General features: G+C 39.6%; 16 protein-coding genes. 6 read left to right on the top strand and 10 right to left on the bottom strand.

All coding sequences use genetic code 11. The features are described 5' to 3' along the window. Positions 1–24: 24 nt before the first annotated feature. The 5 genes from creD to gatB all read right to left on the bottom strand — a co-directional run bounded on the left by creD (position 25) and on the right by gatB (position 5,577). Positions 25–1,827 (bottom strand): cell envelope integrity protein CreD, encoded by a 1,803-nt coding sequence (gene creD / locus BM015_RS10475; RefSeq protein WP_090658059.1) that lies wholly within the window; start codon positions 1,825–1,827, stop codon positions 25–27. Between the two features lie 44 nt (positions 1,828–1,871). Beyond that, positions 1,872–2,171: a winged helix-turn-helix domain-containing protein gene (locus BM015_RS10470; protein WP_090658057.1), complete on the bottom strand. Its 300-nt coding sequence runs from the start codon at positions 2,169–2,171 to the stop codon at positions 1,872–1,874. Positions 2,172–2,182: 11 nt separating this feature from the next. Continuing rightward, on the bottom strand, positions 2,183–2,830 hold the full coding sequence (locus BM015_RS10465) for a hypothetical protein (protein WP_090658054.1): 648 nt from the start codon (positions 2,828–2,830) through the stop codon (positions 2,183–2,185). A 119-nt stretch (positions 2,831–2,949) separates the two neighbouring features. Further along, positions 2,950–4,071, bottom strand: a complete 1,122-nt coding sequence (locus BM015_RS10460; protein ID WP_090658052.1) for an AhpC/TSA family protein — start codon at positions 4,069–4,071, stop codon at positions 2,950–2,952. 60 nt (positions 4,072–4,131) lie between these two features. Further along, positions 4,132–5,577: an Asp-tRNA(Asn)/Glu-tRNA(Gln) amidotransferase subunit GatB gene (gene gatB / locus BM015_RS10455; protein WP_090658050.1), complete on the bottom strand. Its 1,446-nt coding sequence runs from the start codon at positions 5,575–5,577 to the stop codon at positions 4,132–4,134. Between the two features lie 163 nt (positions 5,578–5,740). Between gatB and BM015_RS10450 the strand changes: the two genes are divergently transcribed. Both BM015_RS10450 and BM015_RS10445 read left to right on the top strand, forming a co-directional pair. Beyond that, entirely contained in the window at positions 5,741–6,730 is a 990-nt protein-coding gene (locus BM015_RS10450; protein ID WP_090658048.1) for a zinc dependent phospholipase C family protein, read from the top strand. A gap of 102 nt (positions 6,731–6,832) precedes the next feature. Next, on the top strand, positions 6,833–7,591 hold the full coding sequence (locus BM015_RS10445; RefSeq protein ID WP_090658046.1) for an HNH endonuclease: 759 nt from the start codon (positions 6,833–6,835) through the stop codon (positions 7,589–7,591). Positions 7,592–7,604: 13 nt separating this feature from the next. Here BM015_RS10445 and BM015_RS10440 read toward each other — a convergent pair whose 3' ends face one another. Together BM015_RS10440 and BM015_RS10435 are read right to left on the bottom strand one after the other, a co-directional pair. Beyond that, entirely contained in the window at positions 7,605–8,924 is a 1,320-nt protein-coding gene (locus tag BM015_RS10440; RefSeq protein WP_090658044.1) for a PSP1 domain-containing protein, read from the bottom strand. A 321-nt stretch (positions 8,925–9,245) separates the two neighbouring features. Beyond that, entirely contained in the window at positions 9,246–10,460 is a 1,215-nt protein-coding gene (locus BM015_RS10435; protein ID WP_090658042.1) for a DNA polymerase III subunit, read from the bottom strand. A 79-nt stretch (positions 10,461–10,539) separates the two neighbouring features. On the opposite strand from BM015_RS10435, the gene BM015_RS10430 reads away from it, so the two are divergent. From BM015_RS10430 to BM015_RS10420, 3 genes are all read left to right on the top strand, one after another. Then, on the top strand, positions 10,540–11,013 hold the full coding sequence (locus BM015_RS10430) for a nucleoside deaminase (RefSeq protein WP_090658040.1): 474 nt from the start codon (positions 10,540–10,542) through the stop codon (positions 11,011–11,013). Positions 11,014–11,088: 75 nt separating this feature from the next. Beyond that, entirely contained in the window at positions 11,089–12,378 is a 1,290-nt protein-coding gene (locus tag BM015_RS10425) for a UDP-N-acetylmuramoyl-tripeptide--D-alanyl-D-alanine ligase (protein WP_090658038.1), read from the top strand. A 30-nt stretch (positions 12,379–12,408) separates the two neighbouring features. Then, positions 12,409–12,864: a DUF983 domain-containing protein gene (locus BM015_RS10420; RefSeq protein WP_090658036.1), complete on the top strand. Its 456-nt coding sequence runs from the start codon at positions 12,409–12,411 to the stop codon at positions 12,862–12,864. A 3-nt stretch (positions 12,865–12,867) separates the two neighbouring features. Here the strand turns inward: BM015_RS10420 and BM015_RS10415 are convergent, their stop codons facing one another. The 3 genes from BM015_RS10415 to BM015_RS10405 all read right to left on the bottom strand — a co-directional run bounded on the left by BM015_RS10415 (position 12,868) and on the right by BM015_RS10405 (position 16,006). Then, positions 12,868–13,290: a PIN domain-containing protein gene (locus tag BM015_RS10415; RefSeq protein WP_090658034.1), complete on the bottom strand. Its 423-nt coding sequence runs from the start codon at positions 13,288–13,290 to the stop codon at positions 12,868–12,870. After that, the gene (locus BM015_RS10410) at positions 13,287–13,544 is read right to left on the bottom strand and encodes a DUF6364 family protein (protein ID WP_090658032.1); all 258 of its coding nucleotides are present in this window, start codon (positions 13,542–13,544) and stop codon (positions 13,287–13,289) included. The genes BM015_RS10415 and BM015_RS10410 overlap by 4 nt, the downstream gene beginning before the upstream one ends. Positions 13,545–13,609: 65 nt before the next feature. Further along, positions 13,610–16,006 (bottom strand): alpha-L-rhamnosidase-related protein, encoded by a 2,397-nt coding sequence (locus tag BM015_RS10405; RefSeq protein WP_090658030.1) that lies wholly within the window; start codon positions 16,004–16,006, stop codon positions 13,610–13,612. A gap of 115 nt (positions 16,007–16,121) precedes the next feature. On the opposite strand from BM015_RS10405, the gene BM015_RS10400 reads away from it, so the two are divergent. Then, positions 16,122–17,648: a GH3 auxin-responsive promoter family protein gene (locus BM015_RS10400; RefSeq protein WP_090658213.1), complete on the top strand. Its 1,527-nt coding sequence runs from the start codon at positions 16,122–16,124 to the stop codon at positions 17,646–17,648. Positions 17,649–17,650 lie beyond the last annotated feature (2 nt).

Here is a 17,650-nt window from a genome sequence, read left to right as displayed (position 1 = left end):
AAAACTTTTTATATCATCTTAATTTTATATAGTTGCATTTGCCGGTACAGCGCTGCCATACCAGTTAATTTTCCGGCTTGCATACATGGCTAAGGCAAGAATGCAGAACAGGCCAATGCTTCCTACCAACAACGCTGTATCTTCAAGCCTTATCAGCACAAATATGAACCCGTAAATGGAACCAATAGAGCCTGCAAAAACACTTGCTACTTTCCAGCTTTTGAAATGGCCTTTTGCATATAGCGTTATTAATAAAACAGTTGCAATTGATGCCTGGAGATAAGCAAAATCAAATTGCAAAAACTCGCTTATTGATAACAATAATGTATAAAAAACAATAAGCGCCAGGCCAACCAATACATATTGCACCGGATGAAAAGGTTTCTTTTGCATAATCTCAACAATAAAAAATAAGGAGAATGTTAAGCCGATGAATAACAATGCATACTTAACACAGCGCATTGTTTTTGCATATTGATCCGTAGGCTGCAAAAGGCTCACACCAAATGTGTAATCATTCTTTTTAAAATTGAAATCTTTTACAACTGTATTGAATGGAAGATTGGCTTTATTAAAATTCCAGCTTGCTTCAAAACCTTTGTTATCGAGTGTTCGTTCTGCTGGTAAAGTATTGCCATCGAATGAAGGACTGTTCCAATTTGATGTTATATTGAATTCACTGTTACCAGCCAGCGGCGCAAAATGTAACTGGCCACTGCCTTTTATTTTTAACGGAAGTTCAAAGTTTACTTCCTTGCCTATATTATCTGCTGATAAATGTATGGGCGATGATAAGCCGGTTGTATCAATTTCATCTGTTGGCAGCCCCGCAGAAAGATCATAGGCTTGGTTGTTTGCATTCACAATAACTTTCTGCTGAATGCCTTTAAAATCTGAAATACCAAAACATATTTTTGAATTGGCCCAGTTAATTGTTGATGCATCCACACCCTCCGGCACCCCTATTTTAAAATTACCTTTTGCCTGTAATGCGCTGTTATATAAAAGCACACTGTAAATAGAACGTTTTCGCTGCTCTGCTGTAACTGATCCATTTACATTCAGGTTTTCAGGAAGAATTAAAAAAGATTTTTCCTGTACAATCGTTTTGCCATTTGATTGGGTTGTTACACTGTAAGGAATGTACAGGTAAGGAAACGTGATATTTTGCTGTCCCGCCCATTTGCCGCTTACCTCGTTTTTTACTTCTTCCTGCCGCGCCTGTCTTTCTTCAACAAGGTTGGAAACAAATACGGTTGGTATCAGCATTAGCAGGATAAGGCCTGCGGTTGTAACTGCTTTTATCCATATTTTATTGGCGTATGGATTTGCGCCTGGCTGTGCAGGAGCCTGCATTGAATTTTCGTGCATGGTATGTGTGTTTTTGTTTGATGATAAAAAATAGAGGTTGATATATTTCAGGTTACATAAAAAAGCAATAAGGATGGACGAGAAAACAAAGGCAAAGCAAATTGCGGCCGCTTGTAAAAATGACTGCACGGAACTGTATTCGCTGAAGGGGTTATCAATTATAAATGCTGCTGGCAATGTGTAAGCAGCAGCAATAATTAATAACAGGAATATAAAAATTGATAAACTATCGGCGTAGCGGAATTTAAATTTTCTTATCAGGGGCACGAATATCAGCAACACTAAAAATGCGGGTACGCTGCCAACAGTTGATGCCAGAAGAGAAAAAAATAGTGCTGTCATGCTATCGGAAAACCCCGTAAAAAGCGAATAAATAAATATTTCAACCGACAAAACAAATGCGGAGCAAAGCCAAAGCCTTAATGAAATAGATGAAGATGATACTTTTGCATTCATTTTTAAAAGTACTTTGAAGTTCAAAGTAAATAGGTAAAAAAATTTTATTCTATGTTCTTAATCATTTTCTCCAACGCATCCAAATGTGCACGAAAAGCTTTTTCACCAGATTTTGTGGCTGAATAAAGCGTATTGGTTTTACGGCCAATAAACCCTTTCTGCACTTTTATATAACCGCTTTCTTCAAGCGCTTTTATGTGGCTGGCAAGATTTCCATCTGTAACATTTATCAACTGTTTTAAGTCATTAAAATTGATAGATGCATTTACCATAAGCGCACTCATTATGCCTAACCGTATGCGGCTGTCAAAAATTTTATTTAAGTTCTCGATTGGATTCTTCATGCTTTGCTTCTTCAGTTGCGTTCATATTTCCACCACATAAACGTACCATATATGATATGGAGTAAGCCAAAACCTGCAGCCCAGAAATATAAACCATATCCCATGAAACATAAATTGATAAGGCCTAATAAAATTTCGCCGAATGCAAGATACCTTGTTTCAGGAAGCGTGTATTTACTGGCATTTAGCATGCCGAGGCCGTAAAATATTAAGCAGCCGGGCGCAATAAAACCAAATACACCGTTATTAATTAATGCCAGCAAAAATATGCCGCCGGTAATAACGGGCACTGTTACATTAATAATAAGGCGTTTTGCCGTGGTGCCCCAAATAGGCGTGTTTGTTTTCTTACTGCGTTGATATGTAAATATAAAAGCTGTAACCAATGCTGCAATAAACGTTAGCATTGCAACCTGGAATAAACGGCTATGCAAAAAATCGCCATAGAGGATGGAATCGGCATCAGCCAGTGAAGCCTTTAAATTATGCACGGCCCGTTTATTCCTTTCAATTATATCTGCGGAAACTGTTGCGCCAATTAAAGCGCACACACCAGCGGAAATACCGCTTAAGCCGCTCAGACTTATAAAACGGCTGCTGCGCTCCATCATTTGTTTTATATCATGCAGATCGCTTGAAAGCTTTTCAGATTCATTCATAAAAGCACTTTGAGAAACAAAGTAAACATGTAAAATTTACTTATCAAAAAAAATTACTGCAGGTGTACGGAATTTTTCCGCACACCTGCAGCTAAAAGAAAATTATAAGAATACTGTGCTTACTGCAACACTTCATTAAGCTTTTGTTCAAGTGCTGGGCCGCGCAGGCCTGATGCAATAATCTTTCCCTGCGGATCAATCAAAACATTAAAAGGAATGCCGTCAAAATGATACAATGAAGCCGCTGCGCTCGGCGATTGAAGGTCGCTTATATGCGTCCAGGCAAGATGGTCGTCCTGGATGGCTTTAAGCCAGGCTGTTTTGTCATCGTCCAGCGAAACGCCAAGAATATCGAAATTTTTATTCTTAAACTTATTATAGGCTTCTACTACATTTGGATTTTCCTGGCGACATGGGGCGCACCAGCTTGCCCAAAAATCAACCAATACATATTTGCCTTTAAAATTACTGATACTGATTTTTTTGCCATCCGGCGTAGCCATGGTTAAATCCGGCGCCTGCTGGTTTAGCAATGGATAATCAGCATTTGGATTAGCCTGCTTGGCGAGGTCTGTTTTAAAGCTTTCCAAACCTGCATGTTGTGGAAAACGTTTGGCTGCACTTTCTGCTAACCCTGCCAGTGCTTCCGGCGCCATAGCGCCTCTTGCCCTGTCTAAAACAAAACAAACAACAGCCGGGTTTTTAGAATTGTTGATGGTAGAAGATAACAGGTTGCCCAGCGCAGTTATGCGATTGGTATAATCCTGTTGCAGGTTTTGCACATAGTTTGAATCTTTCGCAGTTTCTTCTGTGAGCGCATTTAATTGCTGGTAAGTAACAGCCAGCGCAGAATCTTTCTGAAAATAATCTTTTATAAAAGTATACAGCTCTTTTGTTGCCGCAGAACCTGTTACTTCAGGGAAATGAAAACCATTAGGGTCAAAATTTATTTTAATATCCTTTGCATCATTTATCAAGATAACCGTTGGATTATTTTTAAACCCGAGCATAAATAAATTCTGCTGAGAGGAACTTCCTTTTAAAGTATAGTTGCCGTCTTTATCAACTTTAGCCGAATCAAGTTTTTTTGTTTCGGGCGTGTTGTAGGAAAGCTCTTCGAGATAAACGCTGTCTGACTGAGGGTTTGTAATTTTACCACTTACTGTAAAGTTTTCACCGCCATCATTTTTGCATCCCGCAAACACTATCAGCGCAACTGCAACCCAGGTTAGATATTTCATTATGTTGAATTAAAGTCAAAAATTTAAAATAAAAATGTGCAATCTTTTAATGCCTGTTTTTTAAGATTTTAATGCATCTTCCAGCAACTGCGTTACAGATTTCAGGTCTGCCCTCCCCTTGCTCAGTTTTTTTACTTCACCAACAAACAGGCCAATCAAACCTTTCTTACCTTTTTTATATTCAGCTACTTTTTCAGGCATTTTATTAATAACCGTATTCACCCATTCCTGCAATTGGCCTGCATCGCCCGTTTGAATAATATTAAGCTGAGATGCAAGCACAGCAATGCTTTCAGTATTGTTCTTTATAATAGCAGGCAACAATTTTGATGCTGCATTTGAAAAACTCACTTCCCCTTTATCTACAATTTCAATCATCTCTGCAAGCCTGTTTGCCGAAACGGTATTTAACGAAATGCCTTCTTCGTTTATCAATTGTTTAATGGGGCCGTTTATCCAGTTGGCCGCAGCTTTATAATTAGTTGTATGCTGAATAACCGATTCAAAATAATCTGCAATTTCTTTTTCCAGTGTAAGCTGCGCAGCATCGTATTCGTTTAAGCCAAATTCAGTTTGATACTTTTTATATAATACCTGCGGCAATGCCGGTAAATTATTTTTTATGTTGATAACATATTCATTGCTTAAACTGACTGGCGGCAAATCCGGCTCGGGAAAATAGCGGTAATCGTTTGCTTCCTCTTTTTCGCGAATGGCGAATGTGGTATCGTTCGATGCATCAAAACTTCTTGTTTGCTGGTAAATTTTTTCACCCCTTTCAAGCATACCAATCATACGGTCAATCTCAAATTCAATCGCCTTTCTTACGTTGCGTATGGAATTTAGGTTTTTTACTTCAGCCTTGGTGCCCAGTTTTGTTTCACCTTTTAAACGAATGGAAACATTCGCATCGCAGCGCATGCTGCCTTCTTCCATGTTGCCATCGCATACATTTATCCAGCGTACGAGTTTTCTTAATTCAGTTACAAATAATCCTGCTTCTTCTGCGGAATGCATATCGGGCTCGGTAACAATTTCAATTAACGGTGTACCGGCGCGGTTTAAATCAATGTAACTGTAATCTTCATCCATATCATGAATGCTCTTGCCGGCATCTTCTTCCAGGTGAATATGATGCAGCTTTACATTGCGTTCGCCCGTTGAAGTTTTTATAGTTACAAAACCAGGCCCGCATATAGGAACTGTGTGCTGTGAAGTTTGAAAACCTTTTGGCAGATCGGGATAGAAATAATGCTTGCGGGCAAAATAATTTTTTTGATTGATACTGCAGTTACAGGCTATGCCCATCATAACCGCGTATTCAATTGCCTTCTTATTTGTTTTGGGTAAAATGCCCGGATGAGCCAATGTAATTACACCAACATTTTCATTGGGGGCAGCGCCATAACTGTTGGCATCACTGCAAAACAATTTGCTTTTGGTAGATAACCGTGCATGCACTTCAAGCCCAATGACCGCTTCATATTTTTGCGCTGCTTCACTCATGGGTGGCAAAAATATACCTTTAGTAAGCAATTGTTTATTAAAAGAAATGTATAAATCTGAATAAAACTAAGGCTTTGCAGATTTCATGGAATGAATAAAGTAAACTTTTGTTTACATTTTGTTACGGTTAAATTCAGATGATCTTACAAATTACATTTGTGCCATGAAAATTTATTTCAATCGTTTCTTCGTATTTATTTGCTGTGCAATTGTTATAGTTTCCCTTTGTTCCTGGGGGTTTTATGCGCATCAGACTGCCACACAGCTTGCCGTATATAAATTGCCGAAATGTGTGCGCCTTTTTTTCTTTTCCAATATGGATACGATTGCTATTACATCAATCAGGCCGGATAAACGCCGTTATATTGACAGGAATGAAGGCCCGAAGCATTTCATAGATATTGAAAATTATGGCAACGGCGCCATGCTCTATATGCCGCGGGATGTGCAGCCTGCTGTTGAAAAATATACCTGGGATACTTTAAAAAAATATGGCTTTGTGCCTTACCAGGTTTTAATTGAATATGATTCGCTGGTGAATGCTTTAAAAAGAAGTAATGCAGACAGCATTGTTTTTTACGCGGTTGACCTGGCGCATTATATTGAAGACGCCTGTGTGCCGTTGCATACAACCAATAATTATGATGGCCAGCTTACCGGCCAGAAAGGTTTGCATGCTTTATGGGAATCAACCATTCCTGAACTCGAATTGAGCCATTATAATTTACATTCAAAACACAAGGCTGCATATATAAAAAATAAAGGTGAAACTATTTGGACGGCCGTAAGAAGGGCGCATGCTTTATTGCCTGAAATGTTTGAAAAAGAAAAGGAAGTTGCCAAGAATTTTCCAGACAGTTCCAAATATGAAGAACGCATGTATTATGGCCGCAAAACAAAAGTTTACACTGATGCTTTTGCCAAACAATATGCGGCAGCTTTAACCACCACTGTAAATGATCAGTTGAATTATTCCGCTAATCTTGTCGCAGATTTCTGGTATTCTGCCTGGGTGGATGCAGGCAAACCAAACCTTAAACATCTTTATAAGTTTAACCGCAGTGAAAGAAAAGGTTTGCGTAAAGAATTGAGAGATTACAGGAAAAATGATTTGCTACAGGATGGTTTGCTGAGGGCACACAAAGAAGATTGATTCAGAAAGAAATTTGGTTTCATTATTGCAACCAATTGCTTTGAATAATTGTTTTAAAAACCCTGACCCTTAAAATCAGGCTATTTAAAACTTTAATTCAGAATGATAAAAGATTTTCCCGGTGAAAAATGGAAAAAAGTAGAGTTCAGTTTTGACTTTACAAACAGAATGGAACTATTTGTTTCCAACTTTGGCAGGCTTAAAACCAGCAACAGGTACACTGACGGCCGGTTGCTGAACGGATCAAAAATTAACGGCTACAAAATTATACGGCTTAAGCTTTTTAAACCAAGGTTGCCTAAAACACAGGCTGCAATAGACCGCCTTCAAAAACAGGTTTTGCAGGTTACAAAAGAAATAACGCAGCTATCTGGGGTAAGGGGCAATAAAAAAACGGTGAAGGAAAAAGAAGTGCTTCTTAAATCACTTAAAAATAACCTGGCGCGGGTTTATAAGCAGGATGGCAAATACCGCACTATTAATTTTCATGCACTGGTGCACAGGCTGGTAGCAGATTATTTTCTTCCGGTAGCCACATCGGGCCAAACCAAGGTTGCTCATATGGATTATAATAAATTAAACAACCGTGCTGCCAACCTTAAATGGATGACACCTGAAGAAAACTACAGGCACCAGCAAAATAGCCCTTATGTTATTCATGAAAAACAACAACGGAAACTTGGGCTTAGCGCAGCAGGAAGAAATGAAAAGCTTACGGTAACCAAAGTAATGCTGCTGAAAAAACTGCTTAACCAGCAAAAGCCTGTGAGGCAGCTTGTAAAGCAATTTAAAATAAGTGATATGCAGGTTTACCGCATTAAACGCGGCGAAAACTGGGGGCATATACCTGCGGCAGAATAAAAATTAATTCTTTTTAAGAATCCCTCTTTTGCGGCGGCTTATTTTTAGGTTGGTTGGGATTTTGAGGTGGCCGCAACTGCGGTTTGCCAGGCTTTTGATAATGAGATGGCCGTTGTTGCTGCAGTTTTTGTTGTTGGTTTTTTTGCGAAGCCGGTCCTTGCTGCTGCCCTTTTTTTTGGTGTTGCTGCTGTGGTTGTTTTCCCTGTCCTTCCCTGCGCTGCTGCCTTTGTTTTTCTTTATTACGCTGCGAGGTTTTTTCCAGGTTGCCGATAGTTAAATGGCCCACCACATCAACAAAGCCATGTTCCACTTCTTTTGCAGGCGCCAGTTCAACCGGCTGAAGGTCATCCACTTTTATACCTTTTGCATTTAGCTGTTTTATTTCCTTTACCCGGCGAATCGTTAAAGGGTAATGTTTTGCGCCTCCCTGCAAAATATACCACATCAGGTTTTTGAAAATATCCTTTTTAATTAAAATAGCTGTGCCTTTCGCTGTTTCCAGCACATCGGCATTATCAGGAAAATATTGCAGGGCATCCAGGTAAGTATCCAGCTCGTAGTTTAAACAGCATTTAAGCCTGCCGCACTGGCCGCTTAATTTGGTTTGATTAATAGAAAGGTTTTGATAACGTGCTGCGGTGGTGGTAACGCTTTTAAAATCAGTAAGCCATGTACTGCAGCAAAGTTCGCGGCCACAACTGCCAATTCCACCTACTTTGGCGGCGCCCTGGCGAATGCCCACCTGCCGCATTTCAATCTTCAGTTTAAATTCGCCGGCATATTGTTTTATGAGTTCACGAAAATCAACGCGGTCGTCAGCCGTATAAAAAAAAGTGCCTTTTTTGCCATCTGCCTGAATTTCCACTTCAATCAGCTTCATGTCAAGGTTCAGGTTTTTGGCAATAATGCGGCTTTTCATCAGCGCCTCTTTTTCCCGGGCTTTATTTTTATGAAACAGTTCCAGGTCCCGTTCATTGCTAAGGCGCAATATTTTCTTCATATCAATCCCGAACTCGCTGATGTTTTTCTTTTTCAGTTGTAACCGCACCAGTTCGCCGGTAAGGCTCACTTCGCCCACATCAAAGCCATTTACGCCTTCAATGGTAACCATGTCGCCCTTTTCAAAATATTGAAGGCTGGCATTGCGGTAATAATCTTTGCGGCTGCCCTGGTTAAAACTCACTTCCACAATTTTGCAGGCGCTGTCTGTATCGCTCATCGGCAGGTTCCAAAGCCAGTCATGCACATTCATACGGTTACAACTGCCAGTGTTGCAACCGCCATTGCTTTTACATCCGTTAGGTTTACCCGTGCCACAATTGCCACATCCCATGTATATGTTCAGTTAAACAAGTAAAATAATAATTATTTTAATGAAGATTTTTGGGTTACCGGCAGCAGAACGGGTATTGGACACGGTTGCGTCGCATCACTTCAACTGCATGAATGCTGTTGAACTGTAGTGTTTATATTTAAAAAACGTTTCATTAATGTATAACGTTTGTATTTGTAAACTCTTTTTGCATTTGAAACCGCAGCCGGGATATATTCCCCCAGCCGCAGTGTGCGACGCAACCGTGATGACCATTGTTCATTGGCCGGCTCCACAAAAACTCATCTTCACATATTGCAAATATTAAAAATATTTGCAATCCTAAGGCGTTAAAATTAAGGCATTGTTTCGTATAAGATGATATAATTTAATGGTTAACGCATGAAAAAGCATTTTCGCATTCGCATTGCGCTCAATGTAATATACAGCTTTGTTCAGCTCTTCTATCATTGCCTGCTGGTGGTTTACCTGGGCAAATTTATTGAGGCGCTCTGCAAAATCCCTTTCTGTTTCGGCGACAGAAACGGCATTATTACCGGCAAAACGTATGCGGATGCTTTGCTGTAAGAGGTGAATAAAATAGAGCAAAAACTGTTTTTGTTTTTCGCGGCCAAGTTTATTAACCTCGTCAATCCATTTTACCTGGGCTGCCGGGCCATTTTTTAAAATAGCATTCAGCCATTCGCGCAGCAAACTCTGCCAGTCTTCGGACGCATTTTGCAGTAACTGCAATGCTTCGCGATAATTTCCCTGCGCAATAGCAGCGGTTTGATGTGCTGCAGCGGTATCAATGTTGCCGCGTTTTATCAAAGCTTCTGCAATATCGCCGGTGTCGGGCGCATTTATTTTTACAAGCTGGCAGCGGCTTAAAATGGTTTGTAAAATGAGGTCTTCATTTTCGGCAACCAGGATGAACAGCGTATTTGCAGGCGGCTCTTCAATCAGTTTTAAAAGTTTGTTGCCTTCTTTGCCAAGGTATTCAGGCATCCACATTACCAATACTTTATGTTCGCTCTCAAAACTTTTAAGGTTCAGTTTGCGGATGATGTCGTTGCATTCTTCTGCCGTAATATTACCCTGCTTGTTTTCTGCGCCGATAAACTGCAGCCAGTCGTACACATTGCCATAAGGCATTTGGCCAATAAATTCCCGCCATTCTTCTGCATAATCTGTGCTGATGGGTTTATCCCCGGATTTTTTGGGAATTACCGGGTAAGAAAAATGAATATCGGGATGGATATAATTATTGGCTTTAGAAAAACCCGGTTGCTTTTGCATGAAGCCGTCGGCATCTTCCGGTGTTTTTGGAAAAACCGGTTTCATTTCTTCAACAGGTTCCCCAAATAAAGACGGCCCTGCGCTTTCCTTTGCTAAGGGCAATAAACTTATGTATTCGGCAAAAGCCAGGGCCAAAGGCAGGGCGCCGCTTCCTTCTTTACCAAGAAAAAGTAAAGCATGGCTAAGGCGGTTTTGCTCCACCATTTCCAATAAATGCTTTTTTGTATGCTGCTGGCCAATTACATCTGCGAATTGCATAGGGCGAAGTTAATATTGAGTTGCAAGTTTTAAGCTAAGAAAGAAGTTTCTTTGTTGCTTACTTTATTAAATGAAGTATATGACGCAGGAAGAAAAATTCATGAAAGCAGCCATTGATATGGCGGCAAAAGGGATTGAAAACGGCGAAGGCGGACCTTTTGGCTGTGTTATTGTAAAAGATGGCGTAATTGTGGGCAGGGGCAATAACCGTGTTATTGCAGATAGCGATCCCACGGCACATGCAGAAATAGTTGCCATAAGGGATGCCTGCAAAAACCTTGATCATTTTCATCTCACGGATTGTGAAATATATGCATCGTGTGAGCCTTGCCCCATGTGCCTGGGCGCTATTTACTGGGCACGAATAAAAACTATATATTATGCCAGCGACCGCTACGATGCAGCGGGAATTGGGTTTGACGATTCTTTTATTTATCACGAAATGAACAACGATTTTGCCAACCGGAAAATTCCGATGATAGCATTGGGTAAAGAAGATGCGATGAAAGTTTTTAATGAATGGAAGAATAAAAACAATGCATCACTGTATTAATATGTTATCATTTTCAACCGGCATTTACGTTGGCAATTATTACCTGCCGTACTATCTTGCAGCAAATGTTTTACATTGAGTATTCCTGAACTATACACAATTTACCGGCAGTATTCTTCTGTTCAAACCGATACGCGGAAGCTGAACAAGGGTGATATTTTTTTTGCATTGAAAGGTGATAATTTTAATGGGAATGCTTTTGCATTAAAAGCGCTTGAACTGGGCGCAGCTTATGCCGTGATTGATGAAGATGTTGATGCTACAGATGAACGGTTAATCAGGGTTGATGATGTGCTTGATACGCTGCAGCAGCTCGCTAAATTTCACCGCGGGCAATTCAATATTCCTTTTATTGCAATTACGGGAAGCAATGGTAAAACCACTACAAAAGAACTGGTTCATGCAGTGCTTTCATCTTATTATAAAACTTACACCACTATTGGCAACCTCAATAACCATATTGGCGTGCCACTTACAATTTTAAAGATAAAGCCCGATGCGCAAATGGCTGTGATTGAAATGGGCGCCAATCATCAAAAAGAAATTGAAAGCTATTGTAAAATAGTGCAACCAACACATGGAATCATTTCTAATGTGGGTAAAGCGCACCTCGAAGGTTTTGGCGGAATAGAAGGCGTTAGAAAAGGAAAAGGAGAATTGTATGATTTCATTCGTGCGCACAACGGCGTTGTATTTGCTTTTGACGATTATGATTACCTGCACGAAATGAGCAAGGGTATTAATAATATAACCTGGTATGGCACAAAAAACGGAATTGTTTGCGGACAGGTAAAAACTTCGGAACCATTTCTCGAAGCAGCAATTACAAAAGGTGCATCATTCGCCTCTATAAAAACAAACCTGGTTGGCGATTATAACCTTCCGAACGTTTTGTGCGCTATTGCCGTTGGCAAATATTTTAATGTACCGGAAGAAAAAATACAAACTGCTATTGAAAGTTATGCACCGTCTAACAGCCGGTCGCAGTTAATAGAAAAGGATTCGAATAAAATAATTCTTGATGCTTATAATGCCAACCCTTCGAGCATGAAGGCCGCTATAGAAAATTTTAAAAACATGCATGCTGATAACAAGGTTTTAGTATTGGGTGGTATGATGGAATTAGGTGAAACAAGTGTGCATGAACATGAAAATCTCGTTAATCTCATTCAGAAGAATCATTTTGAAAATGTGATCCTTGTTGGCGGCAATTTTAAAACAACACATCAATCTTTCCCTTATTTTAACACGGCTGAGGAGGCGGGCACTTATATTCAGCAACAGCAATTTCTAAACACCTCTTTTTTAATAAAGGGTAGCCGCAGCATGCAGATGGAAAAAGTTTTAACGGCTTTTGACCGGTAAAAAAATTAACTTTGCACAAATTTTTTAAGGATGGCAAAAGATAAACCATCTTACCTGCTGAGTGTTCTTACCAATCGTTGTCCCCGCTGCAGGCGCGGAGATATTTTCAAGTCAAAAAATGCTTACGCTTTAAAAGGCAGCGAATACATGAAAATGCATGATCATTGCCCTTTATGCGGCCAGGCAACCGATCTTGAAGTTGGCTTTTATTATGGAACCGGCTATGTAAGTTATGGCCTCACCGTTGCTTTTTCAGTTGCAACTTTTATTTTATGGTGGATATTTATTGGTATTTCGGCCAATGATAACCGTATTTTCTGGTGGCTTGGCTGCAATGCTGTCGTACTGGTTATACTTCAACCACCGCTCATGCGCCTGGCGCGTAGCTTATGGCTTAGCTGGTTTGTAAAATATGACCCTCATTGGGAAATACATAAGCCGGAAGACCCTGAAAGAATTGTAAAAGAGCACATGGGTAACTGGTAATATTTATTTTCGGGCTACAATCTTTTCAAAGAAAGTTTTTGAATTCATTACAGGTATCTCAGAAAAATAAAAATCATTTTTATCTTCTGTAACAATATAGCTGCAGTTACTTTCTATGGCTGAGTAATATTCAAGCCCGTCTTCAAAATCATTTATTTTTTTATTGCCGATGGTTTTTTCAACAGCACTTTGTGTTGCCGGGGCAATAAAAATATGCTGGCACAACAGGGCAATTTTCTCTCTTGCCGGTTTTGTTTTGTGTTTCTTTTCTGCAAAATAAAATGCAATGGCAAGGCATATAGGAGAAGTATAAATTTCAAAGTTATTATTGCCTGAAAGACTTAATATGCGGGCGCTGTGGGTAAAAAGCGGGTACTCTTTATTCAACACAGAAACAAGAATATTTGCATCAACAAAAACCTTCATTTTTTAGAAGCGTAGTATTCGTTTTTCAATGCTTTACGTGAACGGGATTTTGTTTGATACACAGCTTCACCTTCGGCAACCTGCCTCACCCAATCTGATACAGGAAATTCTTCGAAAGATGTATAGCCGGAAGAAGTTACCTTCTCTAAAAGAAACTCAACAAGCCTGCTTAAACTTACATTGTTCCGCTCGGCATATTTTTTTGCTTTTGTAGCAACAGCTTCATTAAAGCTCAATGTAATTTTTGCATCCATAACTTAATATTTATGCAAAAATAATTATTTATACGTATAAATTAAATATTTACTACGTATAAAGTTTACTTGTCAACCGTAAATTTATTTGCACCTGTTTTTAGCGCATATTCTTTGCCTTTCCAAACAAATTTCCCCGTAATTGTTGCCGGAAGATTTATATCTACATTCCATTTATTATCGGTTAAAACATATACTGCCTTTATATCACCTTTTGGATGTGGCATCGTTCCAGATGCATTGGCTAATGCGCCTAAATGAGGTTCAATTTTTACTTTGGAGAAGCCTGGCGCATCGCTGTCAATTCCCAAAACAATCCTGTACAATTCAATATTTGGGCTGCTGCCCCAGGCATGGCAATCCGAACGCGACCGGTTCACATCGTCCATCTCTGCCCAGGTGGTTAAACCCATTGCAAGGTTTTGTTTCCATATACCCAGCCAGTTAAGATAATCGTTGCCAAAACCGGCTTTATTTAATGCCTGGTATAAATAATACCTGAAATAAACAGAAGCAATTGCAAGCGATGAATCGTGCAGCAGTTTATTGCCAATTTCTTTTGCAATATTGTTTTCGGCAACACCTGTTATTATTGCCAGAGCATTTGCATGTTGCGAATAATATTTTTTATCCTTTGTATCTGCAAAGATTTTCCTGTTATCATCCCAATACTTTTGCTGAATGGTTTTTTTAAGCTGTGCAATTTGTTTTTCATACATAACTGCATAATCATTCATTCCAATATTCTTTTCAAGATCATAAGCAGATTCATAAGCCATTAATAATTGAAGATCGAGCAAAGCAGAATTACCGCTGCTGTCAATCGGGCCCACGCCGCTTTGCCAGCCCGGCGCTTCGGCCCAGTCTGTAAACTCCCAGTAGGGTGCATTATGCACACTGCCATCAGCCTGTTGCAGCTTATTAAAGAATGATAAAACCTGCCTTGAAACCCGCAGCTTATCTTTTACAAAACTGCTGTCGCCACGATACATAAAATAATCATGCAACATGCTTATCCATATCAAAGAAAATGTTGGAATTTCCTGGTGAATGCTGTGCGGGAAACGGCTTTCCGTAATGCCTTCCGCTAAAGTGGAATTGGCAATTTGCTGAATGCAGTTGCGCATCAGCCTGTCATCGCCGGAATTATATAAACTAACCAATGCCTGTATGCGGGCATCGCCAATGTATTGCAATTGTTCATAGTAAGGGCAATCCATATAAGTTTCATACGCATCTAACCTTGCAGTGCGCCAGCCAACTTCCAGCATTTTATTAAGCGAAGCATCGCTGCTTGAAAAAGTTGAATTGAATTTAAAAGGATAGCCTGTAAATATGCCATAAAAATCATCAAGCGTTAGTGCTTCATCTTTTGTTGTTATATCTATTGCCACATAACGGTAGGTTCTGTAAGAAAGAGAAGAAAAGGTTTGATGTTCACCGCCACTTGAAATAATTTCATCTTTCACGCCCACTATATGTTTTCCTTCAATTTCATTGCGGTTGCCCTTTTGATTTTGTGTACGCCAGTTTGTATTATTGGGTTCATCCATATATAAAGCTTCTGCGTATGTTAATTCTATGCCTGCTTCTTTTCCTTTACTGAATTGCAAAACAGGAAAAGCGTTGGTAAGAAATTCCTGGTCAATTAAAATATGTGCCTTTGTATTGGCCGCGATGGTTATAGTATGATTGCCTTTTAAAAAGTTTTCATCAACAGCTATATTTTTCTGGTCTCTTATTTTTTGCAAACGCTGCGGCGTTAATTCCATCATGGGTATAGGCCTTGGAACCAGCATCCAGCTTGAGTTCCAGTTATTGGCAGTTTTGGGATTGCCTATGAATAATTCATGTGCATTCATCCATCCGGCATCATTAAAATTTAGTGTTTCCCATCCGGCAGGATATTTATTCATGTCAATTTTTTCTGTGGCGCCGGCTGCGTAATAAACATATATCAGTTGCGGTTGCAAAGGCGAATAGGCTTTGTCTTCAATACACTTCCAGCTTTTATTCGTATTTAAAATTTCTTCTGCTTTTGTATTGCCCTGTAATATAAAACCTGTTTGAAATGAAGCCTGCCAGGCGGCTTTTACATCGCCAAAATTCCAAACCAAAGCAGCAATAATGTTATTGTCTTTTTTAAGATAAGGCGCTATGTCAACCGTTTCAAAATTCCAGTGAAAAAGATCACCTTTTGCCGGCCCCATAGAAACCAGTTCTCCATTTACAAATAACTTATACCGGTTATCTGCAGATACATGAATTATAAATTGTGAAGGCTTTTCATTCAATACAATTTCTTTTCTGAAATGATAAATGCCATAACCATGCTGATTGGTATTGGGCACATCAATCCATTTGGCATTCCAGGGCTTTGTGATAATATCAGGATTTATGCTTTGCGCATTAAAATGTTGAAATGGGTAAATAAGCGCAATCAATAAAATTATAAGCTTCATGTAGCAAGTTTAAATGAAGATAATTAATATTGAAAACGGAATTGTACTGCACTGTGCTGTTTTAATAAAGTGTTGCACATTATTAAGAACCATTTCTTTAATTTGCCCTATTGATATGAACTTGCTTTCTCCTGCCATATCCAAGCTTGTGCGCCTTCGCTACAGCAGCATTGAAGAATGGATGAGCCATCCCATAACGGCGCAGCGTGAAATTTTGCAGGACCTTGTTACACATGGCCAACATACAGATTTTGGCAGGAAGTACAACATGAAAAACCTGTTTACAGTAAAAGCGTTTAAAGAAGCGATTCCTATTCATGAGTATGATGATATAAAACCCTGGATACAAAAATTAATGAACGGCGAGCAAAACCAGTTATGGTGTTCGCCAGTAAACTGGTTTGCCAAAAGCAGTGGCACCACAAGCGATAAAAGCAAGTTTATCCCGGTTACGGAAGAAAGCCTGGAAGACTGTCATTACCAGGCCGGTAAAGATGTGCTCACGCTTTATTATCAATGTAATCCTGAAAGTAATTTACTTACCGGCAAAGGCCTGGTAATTGGCGGCAGCCACCAGGTAAACCAGTTAAATGAAGAAATATTTTTTGGCGACCTGAGCGCCGTGCTGATGCAAAACATGCCGGTGTGGGGACAATGGATACGCACGCCTGAACTTGCTATTGCATTATTGGATGAATGGGAAACAAAAATTGAATCGCTTGCACAGTCAACCATATATGAAAATGTAACATCTATATCCGGCGTGCCCACATGGACGCAGGTTTTAATAAAACGCATTCTTGAAATAACCGGTAAACAAACTGCCAAGGAAGTATGGCCCAATCTTGAACTGTATATGCATGGCGGCGTATCGTTTACACCGTACAAAGAAAATTTTAAAAGATTGCTGGGCGATGGCATTCAGTACATGGAAATGTATAATGCAAGCGAAGGTTTTTTTGCGGCGCAGGATAATCTTAATGAAGAAGGAATGCTGTTGTTTTTAAACCACGGTATTTTTTATGAGTTTATGCCCGTTGAAGAATATGGCAAACCAAATCCTGAAACGGTGGGATTGACTAAAGTACAATTGGGAAAACAATATGCGCTTGTAATTTCCACCAACGGCGGTTTATGGCGCTACCTGGTGGGCGATACTATTCAATTCACCACATTATTTCCTTTCAGGATAAAAGTTACCGGCAGGCTCAGGCATTTTATTAATGCTTTTGGCGAAGAAATTATTGTTGAAAATACCGATGCGGCTATTGCCGCAGCCAGTAAAAAAACAGGCGCACTTGTAAATGATTATACGGCTGCGCCCATTTATTTCAGCGAAAAAAATAATGGCGCCCATGAATGGTTGATAGAGTTTGAAAAAGAACCGGCCAATATGGAGCAGTTTGTGCATGAACTTGATTCATCATTAAAAAATCTCAACAGCGATTACGAAGCCAAGCGCCATAAAAACATTGCCTTGCGCTTGCCCGTTGTACATTGTTTAAAGCATGGCATTTTTAATTTATGGCTGAAGCATAAAGGAAAATTAGGCGGCCAGCATAAAGTGCCAAGGTTAAGCAACGACCGGAAATATATTGATGAGATATTGCAGTTAATGCGCTCAAATGTACAACCGGCGTAGCA

The sequence above is a fragment of the Parafilimonas terrae genome (assembly GCF_900115755.1).
In the GTDB taxonomy this organism is placed as follows: domain Bacteria; phylum Bacteroidota; class Bacteroidia; order Chitinophagales; family Chitinophagaceae; genus Parafilimonas; species Parafilimonas terrae.
The sequence above is the reverse complement of the archived record's forward strand: the minus strand, read 5'-3'. Positions and strand labels throughout refer to the sequence as shown.

Coding starts and splice junctions, on each gene's coding strand:
- creD (WP_090658059.1), bottom strand. CDS start 1,827: ATGAATGCAAAAGTATCATCTTCATCTATTTCATTAAGGCTTTGGCTT.
- BM015_RS10470 (WP_090658057.1), bottom strand. CDS start 2,171: ATGAAGAATCCAATCGAGAACTTAAATAAAATTTTTGACAGCCGCATA.
- BM015_RS10465 (WP_090658054.1), bottom strand. CDS start 2,830: ATGAATGAATCTGAAAAGCTTTCAAGCGATCTGCATGATATAAAACAA.
- BM015_RS10460 (WP_090658052.1), bottom strand. CDS start 4,071: ATGAAATATCTAACCTGGGTTGCAGTTGCGCTGATAGTGTTTGCGGGA.
- gatB (WP_090658050.1), bottom strand. CDS start 5,577: ATGAGTGAAGCAGCGCAAAAATATGAAGCGGTCATTGGGCTTGAAGTG.
- BM015_RS10450 (WP_090658048.1), top strand. CDS start 5,741: ATGAAAATTTATTTCAATCGTTTCTTCGTATTTATTTGCTGTGCAATT.
- BM015_RS10445 (WP_090658046.1), top strand. CDS start 6,833: ATGATAAAAGATTTTCCCGGTGAAAAATGGAAAAAAGTAGAGTTCAGT.
- BM015_RS10440 (WP_090658044.1), bottom strand. CDS start 8,924: ATGGGATGTGGCAATTGTGGCACGGGTAAACCTAACGGATGTAAAAGC.
- BM015_RS10435 (WP_090658042.1), bottom strand. CDS start 10,460: ATGCAATTCGCAGATGTAATTGGCCAGCAGCATACAAAAAAGCATTTA.
- BM015_RS10430 (WP_090658040.1), top strand. CDS start 10,540: ATGACGCAGGAAGAAAAATTCATGAAAGCAGCCATTGATATGGCGGCA.
- BM015_RS10420 (WP_090658036.1), top strand. CDS start 12,409: ATGGCAAAAGATAAACCATCTTACCTGCTGAGTGTTCTTACCAATCGT.
- BM015_RS10415 (WP_090658034.1), bottom strand. CDS start 13,290: ATGAAGGTTTTTGTTGATGCAAATATTCTTGTTTCTGTGTTGAATAAA.
- BM015_RS10410 (WP_090658032.1), bottom strand. CDS start 13,544: ATGGATGCAAAAATTACATTGAGCTTTAATGAAGCTGTTGCTACAAAA.
- BM015_RS10405 (WP_090658030.1), bottom strand. CDS start 16,006: ATGAAGCTTATAATTTTATTGATTGCGCTTATTTACCCATTTCAACAT.
- BM015_RS10400 (WP_090658213.1), top strand. CDS start 16,122: ATGAACTTGCTTTCTCCTGCCATATCCAAGCTTGTGCGCCTTCGCTAC.